Annotated in this window: 14 protein-coding genes and 1 tRNA gene; 13 read left to right on the forward strand and 2 right to left on the reverse strand. The window is 39.6% G+C overall.

The features are described 5' to 3' along the window. From ACYSNU_RS16520 to ACYSNU_RS16560, 9 genes are all read left to right on the forward strand, one after another. The coding region (locus ACYSNU_RS16520; RefSeq protein WP_461738268.1) for a hypothetical protein at positions 1–373 on the forward strand (373 nt) is incomplete at its 5' end. 371 nt (positions 374–744) lie between these two features. Then, positions 745–2,175, forward strand: a complete 1,431-nt coding sequence (locus tag ACYSNU_RS16525; protein WP_461738269.1) for a hypothetical protein — start codon at positions 745–747, stop codon at positions 2,173–2,175. 51 nt (positions 2,176–2,226) lie between these two features. Further along, a complete protein-coding gene (locus tag ACYSNU_RS16530; RefSeq protein WP_265460350.1) occupies positions 2,227–2,448 on the forward strand; it encodes a hypothetical protein in 222 nt (73 codons plus the stop codon). A 1-nt stretch (position 2,449) separates the two neighbouring features. Then, positions 2,450–2,770: a phage holin gene (locus ACYSNU_RS16535; protein ID WP_461738270.1), complete on the forward strand. Its 321-nt coding sequence runs from the start codon at positions 2,450–2,452 to the stop codon at positions 2,768–2,770. Positions 2,771–2,865: 95 nt separating this feature from the next. Beyond that, on the forward strand, positions 2,866–3,792 hold the full coding sequence (locus tag ACYSNU_RS16540; protein ID WP_461738271.1) for a LysM peptidoglycan-binding domain-containing protein: 927 nt from the start codon (positions 2,866–2,868) through the stop codon (positions 3,790–3,792). Between the two features lie 67 nt (positions 3,793–3,859). After that, a complete protein-coding gene (locus ACYSNU_RS16545) occupies positions 3,860–4,234 on the forward strand; it encodes a transcriptional regulator (protein ID WP_461738272.1) in 375 nt (124 codons plus the stop codon). A gap of 107 nt (positions 4,235–4,341) precedes the next feature. Then, the gene (locus ACYSNU_RS16550) at positions 4,342–5,049 is read left to right on the forward strand and encodes a phage tail tip lysozyme (RefSeq protein ID WP_461738273.1); all 708 of its coding nucleotides are present in this window, start codon (positions 4,342–4,344) and stop codon (positions 5,047–5,049) included. Positions 5,050–5,109: 60 nt separating this feature from the next. Beyond that, positions 5,110–5,183, forward strand: a tRNA-Ile gene (locus ACYSNU_RS16555). A 1,710-nt stretch (positions 5,184–6,893) separates the two neighbouring features. Further along, positions 6,894–7,103 carry a hypothetical protein gene (locus ACYSNU_RS16560; RefSeq protein ID WP_461738274.1) on the forward strand — a complete coding sequence of 70 codons (210 nt, stop codon included), beginning with the start codon at positions 6,894–6,896 and terminating at the stop codon, positions 7,101–7,103. A 20-nt stretch (positions 7,104–7,123) separates the two neighbouring features. On the opposite strand, the gene ACYSNU_RS16565 is transcribed toward ACYSNU_RS16560, so the two are convergent. Beyond that, entirely contained in the window at positions 7,124–7,405 is a 282-nt protein-coding gene (locus ACYSNU_RS16565) for a hypothetical protein (protein WP_461738275.1), read from the reverse strand. Positions 7,406–8,330: 925 nt separating this feature from the next. Between ACYSNU_RS16565 and ACYSNU_RS16570 the strand changes: the two genes are divergently transcribed. Continuing rightward, positions 8,331–9,818 carry a helix-turn-helix domain-containing protein gene (locus tag ACYSNU_RS16570; protein WP_461738276.1) on the forward strand — a complete coding sequence of 496 codons (1,488 nt, stop codon included), beginning with the start codon at positions 8,331–8,333 and terminating at the stop codon, positions 9,816–9,818. Here the strand turns inward: ACYSNU_RS16570 and ACYSNU_RS16575 are convergent. Then, positions 9,815–10,855 (reverse strand): YeiH family protein, encoded by a 1,041-nt coding sequence (locus ACYSNU_RS16575; protein WP_461738277.1) that lies wholly within the window; start codon positions 10,853–10,855, stop codon positions 9,815–9,817. The two genes, ACYSNU_RS16570 and ACYSNU_RS16575, sit on opposite strands and share 4 nt — an antisense overlap. 205 nt (positions 10,856–11,060) lie before the next feature. On the opposite strand from ACYSNU_RS16575, the gene ACYSNU_RS16580 reads away from it, so the two are divergent. The 3 genes from ACYSNU_RS16580 to ACYSNU_RS16590 all read left to right on the forward strand — a co-directional run bounded on the left by ACYSNU_RS16580 (position 11,061) and on the right by ACYSNU_RS16590 (position 13,072). Beyond that, positions 11,061–12,263 (forward strand): FtsW/RodA/SpoVE family cell cycle protein, encoded by a 1,203-nt coding sequence (locus ACYSNU_RS16580; RefSeq protein ID WP_461738278.1) that lies wholly within the window; start codon positions 11,061–11,063, stop codon positions 12,261–12,263. An 84-nt stretch (positions 12,264–12,347) separates the two neighbouring features. Further along, a complete protein-coding gene (locus tag ACYSNU_RS16585) occupies positions 12,348–12,704 on the forward strand; it encodes an arsenate reductase family protein (RefSeq protein ID WP_461738279.1) in 357 nt (118 codons plus the stop codon). Between the two features lie 26 nt (positions 12,705–12,730). Next, positions 12,731–13,072, forward strand: a complete 342-nt coding sequence (locus ACYSNU_RS16590; RefSeq protein ID WP_461738280.1) for a glycine cleavage system H family protein — start codon at positions 12,731–12,733, stop codon at positions 13,070–13,072. Position 13,073: the final 1 nt, after the last annotated feature.

Here is a 13,073-nt window from a genome sequence, read left to right on the forward strand (position 1 = left end):
AAAGGGGACAAGGGAGACCGAGGCGACCAAGGTATTCAAGGCTTACAGGGTCCTCAAGGAACGCAAGGAGTCCGTGGTCCTACGGGTGCTGATGGGAAAACTCAATACACCCATATTGCTTACGCAGACAATAGTTCAGGTAGCGGATTCTCTCAATCGCCAACAGGTAAAACGTTTATCGGAATGTATGTTGATTTCACAGCTGAAGACTCAACAGACCCTAGTAAATATCTTTGGTCAAAATATGTTGGAGACCCGGGTGAAAAAGGGATTCCCGGTGCGGCTGGAACTGATGGGAAAACACCCTATTTCCACACAGCATGGGCAAACTCAGCAGATGGTAAGACAGATTTTAGTACCTCGGTTTCTGTAAATAAACTGTATATGGGAACATACACGGATTATACATCGGCAGATTCAACCGACCCTTCAAAATACAGTTGGACAAAGGTTAAAGGAGACAATGCATACAACCACACCGCTTGGGCTTGGGATGCTGATGGGACGGATAGGTTTACTACGGTTTATCCTAAAGAGAATTTATTATTAAATACGGATACTTTTGGAACTCCTTGGGCTAAGTATACGGGAACTTTAACCTCTAATGGTGACGGTACAAAATATTCACTTAAAAATACTTATAGTAGCGGGAATTATCTAGAGCTTGCGAACTATCCGATACTTAATAGTGAATCGACATTTTTTGCAGGAAAATGGTATGCAGTTTTATTCCGAGCTAAAGGATTGGGCGTTAGAACACATGTGTATCCAAATGTTCCTGATGTGTTAATTACTAATGATGGTCGTCAGACTTCGGCAACTGATGGAATGATGAACTGGACATTGACATCGGGTTGGAAAGATTATTGGTATAAATTCAAAGCTAAATCAGGAATAACTGGTGGTAAAAATATTCTGTTCAGATTAGCACCAGGTGTTACACAAGCTGAAATTTCAAGTGTGGCTCTGATAGAGTTAGATAGTCAAAATGATGATCCAGGAATTTATACAAGCAATCCAGACTCAAACTTCACGGATGCCTATCCACTTTACCAAGGTACTTACTCAGACAACAATCTAGTAGCCTCTACTGACCCTACAAAATACACATGGTCACGGATTTTAGGTCAGACCGGCCAAGATGGCACTGATGGTTCAAACGGTAAGGACGGCACAAATGGAAAAGATGGTGTAGGAATCGTTCCTGGTTCCACAGTTATCGATTACCAAGTCTCAAGTTCCGGCACAACGCCGCCAACAGGAACGTGGACGACTGCCATTCCTTTGATGAAGGCAGGGCAATATTTATGGACTAGAACAACGTTTACGTTTACTGACGGTACTAAGAAAAGCAATTACACTGTGGGCATGGCTGGTAAAGATGGAACCAGTGGAATCATTGTGTCTCAAACAGCGCCACAGTCACCGGTAGTCAATCAACTATGGCAAGACACGTCAGCGTCGCCCATCATAATAAAACGTTGGACAGGTAGTGCGTGGGTCGAGTGGGGAATGTCCATTGATAATCTAATTGTCGAGAATGTGGCCATTGAAAATGGTGTGTTTAAGACTTTGTCTGGTGTGGAGATTAACGCATCTAGATTTGTCAACACCTTTACAAAAGTTCCATTACCTAACAATTCCGGTAGTACGGCGACTGGCACGACTTCTTTGGTAAACGGAGAATTAAGTTCAACTGGATTAATCGATAATACTTTTCCGATTCAGACAAAATACAATCCTGTTGGATTAGACCAGGTGGCATTTAATACTAATGGTAGTGTGCGCTTCAGGCAACAGTTAACACAAGGAACTTTGATTTTACAGGATTCCGTTGGCAATCAAGGTAGCTTGAGTGCTGAAGAAATAATGGATACTGGATGGGTTTATCAGACGGTTCAAACTGGTACAGGCAGAGTTGCAGTTCGGCGACGATTTGGGCGGTGGTTAATTCTTCTAGATGGTTGGCGCCCTGCGGCATCAGGGCGCGAGCAAAAAATCTTTACATTCCCTGCCGCTATGAATCCGAAACGACAACAGATGGTTCTAGCTGGCGCATGGAATCTACAAAATCAACCAGAGAAATTCCAGTTAAATGCGGACGGTGCATTTTATAGAATCACTGAAACTCAGGGACAGGTGGATTATCGCACCATTATTGAAGTATTTAGTTAATCCGAGACGTGCTACGGCAGGTCTTTTTATTTTGAAGAAAGTTGGTGAGGTATGCTTTTTGAACAGTGGATTTCTTTAGTCAGTTTATTAGGAACTTTGGTGGGTACATTCAGCGGGATTATGATTTCTAGTAAACTGACTATGTTTAGAATTGAACAACTTGAAAAGAAAGTTGAGAAGCACAATAACGTAGTTGAACGGACATATAGTCTTGAAGGGCGTATGCGAGAAGCAGAACACGATATTGTTGAAATTAAGAAAGAGGGGAAATAAAATGAAAAAAATTAACTGGAAAGTACGTTTTAACAAAAATAATTTAACGTTTGTCATTCGGTTTATCGGTGCCTTGTTGGTGCCGATTTTAGTTTATATGGGATTGGAAGTAACTGACCTTACATCTTGGTCAGCGCTAGGAGAAGTGTTTGTATCAGCAATCTCCAACCCTTATTTGGTTGGTTTAACCATTTTAAACGCCATTAACTTAATTCCTGACCCAACAACTAAAGGAGTAGGAGATAGTGTTCAGGCGTTAACGTATGAAACGCCAAAAGAAAAAATCGTTCAACCACAAGACGAACGGAAAGGATTTGAATAAAATGGACGACAAACAATTAGCGGTTCCAGAAGAAGAACTAACAGCTACAATGTCCAATGACAATGGTCCAAGACCGGGAGACGAGGTGCTAGACGATGGCAACAGCAAATGATGTAGTCAACTGGATGTTGTCTAAGGTCGGCATTAAAGAAAACCCTATGGGGTCGAATAACGTTGAGTTTAATACCAAGTATTATGGTAGAGCGGTATCTGGCTCTGCCTATGCTTGGTGTCAGGCTATGATTTGGTGTTGCTTCCAAGAGCTAGGTATTTCCAATCTGTTTGGGACTAAATCAGCCTATACGGTATTTGTGGCCTCAGCATTTAATCAGCAAGGCAGATTCCATCGAGACAAACCACAAAAAGGCGACATGGTGTTTTTTGACTGGGGCGGAAGCAAAAATATTTCGGCAATAGATCACGTCGGAATCGTAGTATCTGTTAACGCTGATGGCTCTGTAAATACTGTTGAAGGCAATGTCTCCAATCAAGTAATGAAGATGCGCCGTACAATGCAGTTTATCGTCGGCTTTGGACGCCCGGCATATGGAACTTCTGGTTCCACTGGTGGCAATAGCGGTTCAACTCCTGCTACTGGTACTTACACAGTCGTAGCTGGGGATAGTTTGTGGAAGATTTCTCAAAAATTCAACACAACAGTGGCTTCTTTGAAGCAGCTAAATAACCTTAGTTCTGACTTGATTTTTATCGGCCAAACATTGAAGATGTCGGGTAGCTCCTCAACGCCTAGCAGTCATCAAATTGCCGTAAATGGTTATTGGGGTTCTGCGACAACACGCCGGATTCAACAAGTGCTTGGAATTACAGTCGATAGCATCAAAGGTCCAGAAACGTACAAAGCGATTCAACGAAAAGTTGGCACTACTGCTGACGGCATGATTGGACCGAACACGATTCAAGCTATGCAGCGCTATTTTGGAACAGTACAAGACGGAGTTATCAGCGAGCCTTCTCTAATGGTCAAAGCTATGCAGACTAGATTGAACCAGAATAAATTTTAATAAAAATAGTACCGTTACTTAAAATTAAATAAATGTATTTTCATTGTTAATGAAGGAGTTGGGTGAGATGGATAAAGCAACTAGAATCCATATTAGACATTTATTGTGGGAATTGAGAAGTACACGGAGGAAGTATAAAGAGTTAGCATACATTTTATCTTCTGATGAGTTTTTTCATTACGATTGCCCCTTTGTTGAAAGTGAAGAAGCTTGGTCATTAAATAAAATCATTTTTTCTAAACTATTTGATCAAACAGTACGAGGGATTTTGCAAGATTCGACATCTGAAGTCAATGATATTTTTATTTCCAAATATCTCCAAGGCAATGCAAGCAAAGAAAATGCGATTGTTTCATATGAGACTAATTTAAGTGAATCTACTGTGAAAAGAAGAGATAATGAATTGTTGCAAGAAATTGCCAATCGATTAGGCTGGGGATAAGTTTGGCCTATTTGGCTTAAACATCGGCGTTACAATTATAAATGAAATAGAGTGATTACTTGAAAATGGAAATAGACGTATTTCTAATTTTCAGAGAGGAGCAGATTATGAGTCAAGAACAAACAGCTAAAGAGATTTGGGATTATCTAACAAATCGAGGATGGTCAAAAGAATCTACCGCTGGTGTTTTAGGTAATATGCAGTCAGAGAGCGGTATTATCGCAGATCGCTGGGAAGGCGATCGGATTGGTAATATGTCTGGCGGTTATGGTTTAGTTCAATGGACGCCTGCTACTAAGTATATTAATTGGGCAAATGGAAGAGGGTTACCCTACAAAGCTGTGAGTAGCCAATGCGAACGATTAATATGGGAAGTAGCGAACAATGAGCAGTTTTATCATCCGTCCATGTCGTTTAAACAATTTACTCAAAGTACGCAATCGCCAGAAACCTTAGCAGACATCTTTATTCGTTATTATGAACGACCTGCTAATCCTAATCAGCCAATTCGACAAACACAAGCTCGTTATTGGTACAACAAATTCAAAGAATCACATTCAACGTCAACAGAAAAATTAGAATCGGAGGGAATTGGAATGTTTGTATATTGGAGTCCTAGAAAAAATAGTGATATTCGTGATGCATATGGGGTTTGGGGGAATAAACGTATTTACTTAGATACGTTAACTAAGGTTAAACACTTCAAAAACATTGTTAAGGCTGTCACTGGAAGAGAATGCATGGAGTGGCACTATGACTGGCAATACGGTAGCGAACCGATTGCATTAGTCGAAACCTTTACTGAATTCAAATAAACTAAACAAAGCCGCTACTCTCGATTGAGTGGCGGCCTTCTTATGTTATAATCAACTCACGTACCTTTAGCCCAGTTGGTCAGAGCAGACGGCTCATAACCGTCCGGTCGCAGGTTCGAGTCCTGTGAGGTACATAAAAAAAGACAGCCGAAACCGGCTGCCCTGTCAAAAGAAGTGCACAAGTTTCCCGCCCTGTGCAGTGTGGCTATGAATCAAACATTACTTAGGAGAAATGTAATAGCCACTAGTAGATTATATCATTATAAAAGAATACTTCCAAATTTCTGTTTCGAGGTAATATAAAACATATTTGGTCGCATTGTCATAGCATATTACTTGTAATGTGAATAATACGTGGTATAACTCATACATCCATTTAGCAATTTGCTCGGCCCCTCTTTCCGTTTGCTCACGGTTGGAGGGTCTTTTTTTATTATAAATATGCGGACGTTTGATAGACAAATATTAAAGACAAAAAAAGGCAGCCAATTAAGACTGCCCCTGTTGTGTGGTCTGCACTAGGTTTCCGCCAAATGCAGTGTGGCTAATTGTACCAAAAACTCATCATATTATTTTCGAAAAAAGCTAGCCACAACAAAATTATAGCATGAACAAAAGCAGATATATACTTCTTGAGAGTAGAATTTTTTACATAAATTTTACAACATTAAAATATATGGATGATATACTAAGTTAAGTCCCAAGCTGCACAAACTAAAAAGTTTTCTTCATTATCCCGTAATTGACCACCTCAGTTACGGGATTACTTTTTTGTACAAAAATAGCCGCCTAGTTTCCGCTAGACGACTAAATGTACAAACTCTGAGAAAAGTATATCAAAAAACTTGAATTGTAACAATATTATGGTAAAGTAAAGATAATCCATTGAGCAAATTCTGCTCTTGACCCTCTTGTTGTTGATGGACAGCTGGAGGGTCTTTTTTTGCGTAAAAAGAGCCACCCAGTTTCCGCTAGGTGACAAAAGAAAGAAACAGCCACCCGTTTTTCACCGGGCTTGTATAAATCATACCAAAAATATCACTTCAATAAAATATTAATTTAAATTAATATTTTTACAGTCCCAACTCCCTTGTAAACTTATCCACATTATCCACAGCTAACCAGCGTATAACTAATTGGCTACGAGTATTCATGTGCCCTCTAACAGTAACGTTGTACTTGTCATCCGGAAGCATGAGAACCAACTTAGCCAGTATTTCTCTACTGACAATACAATTAATCGACTCCTCGCCAGTATCTAGCGTAAAACGCACCAGAAGCGGTTCCTCTTTGATTAATCTAATCTTCGTCAACAATCCCGTGTGCTTGTCCATAGAGTTCACCTCACAGCTATTTTACCAGAAGTGGCATTTTGGTTAAATAAGATAGCAGCTTTGTATTCCTATTTGCAAAAAAAGCGAGTTTTTTTAATGTTGGTCAAACAAACTCAGTTGATGTTTATGGAAGAAAATTGTATAAAAGTTGATGAACGGTAGAAAGACTGTTGTACTAAACTTCGGTTGTGAAAATCAAGCTGAAATTGTGCGATAGTTGTAAAAAACAGAAATAGTATTTTTGTCACCTTTCTACCAAAAGTGGCGGTGTGGGTGAATAGGGATAAAATGACCATACTTATTTTAAATAACACATAACAAGACTTTTTTTGGGGCAGAAAATGGGGCAGAAACTAGTTGAAGTTAACTAAAGTTGATAAAATAGCAATCTTAGAATGCTTTAAATTCAATAATCTTAATCCTGTTTTGTGCTATTTAGCTATCTCGTAACGCGTAGGTCACAGGTTCGATTCCTGCAGCTGGCATCAGCAAAAAAAGAGTTTCAATAAATTGAATTCAAAAAAAGAATCATCTGAGAAGGAAATGATTGGCAACCGGTCAAAAGGTTTGCTGGCACATTCATTCTCAGATGATTTTTTTGTTGCGGTAAAATCGCTAAGCAAAAATTGTTTCACAAAAATAAACTGGTCAGTAGGCGAATTGTCAGGGGGACTTGCCGCCAAGTTTAAAATTGTGAAACAAATGGAATGGGTTTCATAAGAATTATCCACAAATAAAATTTAAGAGCGCTGACGAGTTAGATTTTCAAACTCCAGCATGATGCTGGTTTTTCCGTGGACAGCGTATTTTTTAACGACAAATTGTTTTCGCTGATTGAAGCTGCCGTAAACGGATAGCTCCATGCCCTCCGTGACGTCTGCAAAAAAGTTTAAGCTATGGCTGGCAATTAAACAATTCAATTGACTCTGATCGGCTAAAGTTAGGCCGAACCATAAAAGCGGCCGATCCTTAAGTTGCTTGATAATACGAATTTTTGTCACAACACCATGATAACTTTCCATAGTAAAACCTCCCTTAAGCGCTGACGACCAAATGCTGTTACTGCTTATCTCTATAATACGAACAAACGTTCTGTTTGTAAAGAGAAAAAGTTTAGCTTCTTAAACTTTTTATAGGAACCTTCAGAAAAACTTTGCAATTCTTCGAAAAGTCTTCAAGTATTTTTAATTTTGATTTTAGGTTTCAGGCTTAAGATAAAGTCAGTTCAACAACTTGTGGATGAATCGGTGTTGGTACTCATCTGTGCCGTAGGTTCAAATCCTGCCATCCACTTTTATGCGCAAGCATAATTTTGAAAAATAGAGAGGATGTTTCCCATGAAAAAAATTATTTCAGTTGGTTCAGCAATTTCTGCAACAGGTTTGATTGTCTTAATGACCTATCGAGGTATCCAAAAAAGACGGGGCTATTAAAAAAAGTCCGGTTTGCCTTCCTCGATTGTTTAAAGAGGAGTTGAGTGCAATGACAGCAATTTTAGATTTTTTAACAAGCGTTAAAGTGACTCTACGCTTTAGTCTGATGGTTTTTTGGGAGTTTCGAGGCAATCGAGAAATTCCCGCCTGTGTTATCGATTGAAATCCTTGACGCAAATTTACTAGAAATTAAATGACGGAGGAATTACATCCCATGAAATGGTTGAGGGACCATGCTACAAGCCTCTGGTATCAAAGAAATAGCCGCTAATTTTTTGACAGTTGTCAAGAGTTAGCGGCTTTTTTGTCAAAAATTCCTTCAAAGTCGCAAATGAAGGGAAACTTTTTACTTAAAATAGAAAAATATTTTTCATTATTTATAAATAAAAAAAATAAATATGAGAATTATATAAATGACATGAAGGACACTTTTTGACGAATCGTGATATAATAAATGAAAGAGAGCGCTTTTAAAATTGAGAATGAGACTTTGCTATTTTGAGGAGGTGTTGTTATGGAAACAATTTTATCCACCGGCATGAGACGGCGTTTTTATGTATTGCATATGTTACACAATTCCAATGGTTGGGTGACCATCGAACAGCTGATGAAACAGATGGAGGCCTCTAGGAAGACGATTATGCGGGACTTGGATTATTTAGCAGAACGTTGGCCCGACAGAATTACAATTGATTATCAAGAAAAATTCGGCGTGCGTTTGTGGCAGTCCACCCATTACTCTATTCATGATATTTATCGGACAATGCTAAAGGAGTCGAGTGCCTTTAAATTATTGGAGGCAGTTTTTTTTGACCCGACAGAAAATCGTGACTACTGGGGCAGTAAATTTTACTTGAGTCAGTCTTCTTTGTATCGGTTGACACATCGTTTAGAAGCAGATTTGAGCGCCCGAGGAATGCGGTTGAATCGTACGCCCTATGCCGTTGAAGGCAATAACGAGCGTCAGATTCAAATCTTTTTTAAACGTTTTTTCTGGGAAATATATGGAATTCACGATTGGCCCTTTGCCTTTGATCAAGAGGCCGTCAATGAATTTGTTGAAAAATTGAACCACGATTTTCATTGGAATCACGAAGATGTTGATCGCGTTGATTTGGCATTTGCTATCGGAGTTTCTCTGGTTCGCAGTGAACAGGGCCACCTGCTTTTAACCGATCCCAATCTAACCGATAAGCATCGGGAGTTAATTAATTCGATGGAAAAATACCGGGGGGATATTGAACGGATTATTCGGCCATTGGGTTATAAGATGCCGAAGGGCTGGAAGGAAGATTTTATTTTAACCATTTTTTGGTGGGAATTTGCGTGGGATAATCCTGAAGAGGAGCGGCGCTTACATAAGCTAGGTTATGAGTTCATTGATACAATTGTTGAAGCTTTGGGGTTATCAATTGATCCCGAGAGTCGGCAAAAAATTCAAGACAGCTTTATCAAAAGTTATATGCGCCATAAAGTTTACCCGTATCCCCGTTATATTTTTTACGATCGCAACTGGTTTGCTAGTAATGTCTTGCAAAGTTACGCGCCCCTCTTTAAAGAAGTGTTGGAAAAAGTTTTAAAGGATTTAGAAAAGAAAACGAAAATGCCTTGGTACAGCATGTATTTTGACCACATGCTGGTGATGATTTCTTCTTGTTGGAAGGATTTTTCCTTGCAGATTGACAGCCTGCGAAAGCCCGCCAAAGTTGCTGTGTTTAGTGATTTAGGCATGTACCATGCGGAATCTTTAGGCAATTATTTAAAATCCGTCTATCAAGAAAAGGTGGAAATCATCATCCAACCCGCCTCGATTTATTACTTGAAGGATTATCCTCGACCAGAGGCGGATTTATACGTGGCGAATTTTTCAATGGAGGACGTACCCTTTGACGATTTATTTATTGTAGAGGATATTCCGTCTTATAAAAATTTATCCGAATTGCAGCGAAAGATTGACAAACTCAGGGTACCGTCTTTAAGGGATTTTCCCTTCTTAGGTTAAATTCCTAAAGCGAAAATCAAAATTAAAGCCAAAACAGTTTGGAGGCCACCCACTGAAAGACCGTAAATTAAAAAGCGGGGGCCTTCTTTGATAAATTTGCGGAAATCTAAACGCAGGCCAATCGCCGCTAAAGCAATTATTTCAAACCAGCCGCTGATAAAATGAGCACTTGTGTCAATAATTGCTGGTAATTCAATTAGGCTATTTAGAATACAAAACAGTAAAAAGCCCAATACGTACCAAGGAAGAGGCAGCTTGAAGCTGCTTTTTTCTTTGTTCTTTATTTGCAGGCCGTGGTATTTTTGATTGTTTTGGGCAATTTTTTTAAAGGCATAGACAACGACGACTAAAAGCATAATCCGCATAATTTTAAATAAAGTTGCGTACTGGACGACATCGGCCCCTAACATGCTGGCGCCGGCAACAACTTGCCCCACCGATTGCAGGGTGCCACCGATTAGAGCACTTTTAGCCAGCAGATTGCCACCAAAAAGAGCACTGCCAATAAATGGCAGCGTCAGCATCATAACGGTTCCCATCAGATTTACTAAAGTGATAATCTGGCCTTTTTGTTCCTCTTTTGCGCCAATCACCGGAGCAATTGAGGCAATCGCCGATGAACCGCAGACCGCATTGCCCCCCGCCATTAATAAGCGGGTCACCAGCGGAAAATGTAGGCGGCTGCCAATCATTAAGACAGCTAAAATAGTGATGGTCATCTGCAAAACGATAAATAAGACACCTTGCCAACCAATCTGGGTAATCGTTTGGAAGGTGACAGTCGCCCCTAATAAAACAACTGAGATTTCTAAGAGCTTGCTTTCAGAAAATTTGGTCCCCACCTGCAGGCTCTCTTGTTTAAAGAATGTATTGCCCAACAAAATTCCTAATAAAATTGCGATTGTTGCTCCGCCTAAATTTGGAATCACCAGAGCTAATAAGCGGCTGATACCAGCGACGCAGACAGCTAACAAAACCCCCGGGACTAGCGGATGAATTCTGCCAAGTGCGGCAAAAAATTTATTGACTAATTCCATTTCCAACCCTCTTTTTTTAAAATGTTGTGTTTATCTTATCATATTTAAGAAAAAACTCGTCAGAAAAAAATTGTTTTCTAAAAAAACTGTCAAAAGAATCATTAGGGAAGTTTAAATTTTTTTGCATTCAGCGGAAAATGACTTTTCTTTCTGGGGGAGGAATAATATAATAAACAGCAGTATGTTCAAGAAAAGAGATGAAAATTTGGAGAATCGCAGAGAATTATATAAAGAAAAAGCAGAAAAGCCGGCTTCCAGAGACAACCGGATTGATTACGGTGTAATCTTAGTCGTCTTCCTCCTCTGCCTAATTGGTTTGCTCTCCGTCTATGTCGCTTTAAGCCAAGACATCAGCAATCCGCCAATCACCTCAAATTTACTGCGGCAAGGCTTGTGGTATTTCCTTGGTGCTGTATCAATTGTGATTATTATGCATATTAAATCCAAGTGGCTGTGGAAGCTGACGCCGGCATTGTACGCCTTTGGTTTAATCATCATGCTATTATTATTGAAATATTTTGATGTGGGTCTCTATAATGAAACGGGTTCGAAAAACTGGTTTAACATTGCCGGCTTTAGTTTTCAGCCATCAGAGATTATGAAAATTGCCTTAATTTTAATGTTGGCCTATGTCATTACCGGCCACAATGTCAAATATGCAATTAGAACCTTAAAATCTGATTTATTGTTGATTGGGAAAATGATGCTAGTCACTTTGCCGGTTATCGGTTTAGTACTAGCCCAAGAAGACTTCGGGACAATGCTAGTCTTTCTTGCAATTTTTGCCGGCATGTTTTTAATGTCCGGCATCACTTGGAAAATTCTCTTGCCGCTGATTATTTTGGCGGTCGCCTTTGTGGCCTTTATGATTTATTTAGTTACGACAGATTTAGGGCGGGAACTGTTAACAAAAGTCGGTTTCCAACAGTATCAGTTTAATCGAATTGATGCTTGGCTAGATCCTTTTGCTGACTCGCAGGGCTCTGGTTATCAGCTAGCTCGGGCACTTTTGGCAATTGCTAGCGGTGGTATGTTGGGTAAAGGCTTTAATGTCAGTGATGTCTATGTTCCCGTTAGAGAATCCGATATGATTTTCAGTGTTATCGGAGAAAATTTTGGCTTTGTCGGCGGCACCATTGTCATCTTTTTATACTTTGTCTTAATCTACCGCATGGTGCGGGTCTGCTTTGATATGAACAATGAGTTTTACACTTATATTGCAACTGGTTTGATTATGATGCTGCTTTTCCATATTTTTGAAAATATTGGGGCGAATATCGGCCTGTTACCTTTGACGGGAATTCCGCTGCCGTTTATCAGTCAAGGAGGTTCCTCCATTTTGGGGAACATGATTGGGATTGGCTTAATTATGTCGATGCGTTATCAGACGAATCCAAATCAAATTTAAACTAGCTTTTGATGGGAAAATTATGAGAAATAGTTTTCTTCAGCGGAAAATTATCTTAGGAAATTTGAAAGTGAGGAAATTTGGATGTATACTTTTTTATGGTATCCGAAGTGTTCTACTTGTCGAAAAGCGAAGGCTTTTTTAGACAATCAAAAAGTCGATTATCAAGCAGTTGATATGATTCAAGACGTTCCATCGGCACAACAGCTGGAGGAGTGGCTGAACAATAGTGAACTGCCGCTGCGTCGTTTTTTTAATACGAGTGGTCAAAAATATCGGGAGCTGGGCTTAAAAGATCAGCTGGCTGGCTTTAGTAAAGCAGAAGCTGCCAAAGTCTTGGCAACAGACGGTATGCTCATCAAGCGGCCCTTATTAGTCAAAGACAACCAAGTGCAGGCAATCGGCTTTAAAGAAACGGAATACGAAAATTTATTCGGATAAAATTTGAAATCTCGGAGGAAGAGACAATGGTTGGCGAAACACATTTAAAGAAAAAAGATGGTCTATGGATTTTACACAATGGCAAAGAATACTGCATTGGGCTGACCAAAGAATCTCAGGATGAACTGGGTCACATCACTTTTCTTTCTTTACCAAAAGTCGGTCAGTCAGTGAAACAAGGGGAAGGCATTATTGAAGTGGAGGCGGAAAAAGCCGTCAGCGAATTTCTCAGCCCTTTGACTGGTACTATCTCTTCTGTAAATGAAAAATTAGATAGTAGTACGGATATCTTAGACAGTGAAGACGAGTTGGATGCGTGGATTTTATCCTTTAAAGAAGTTCCTGAAGATCAATTCAGTCAATTGTAAA

Source organism: Enterococcus sp. LJL120, assembly GCF_054871765.1.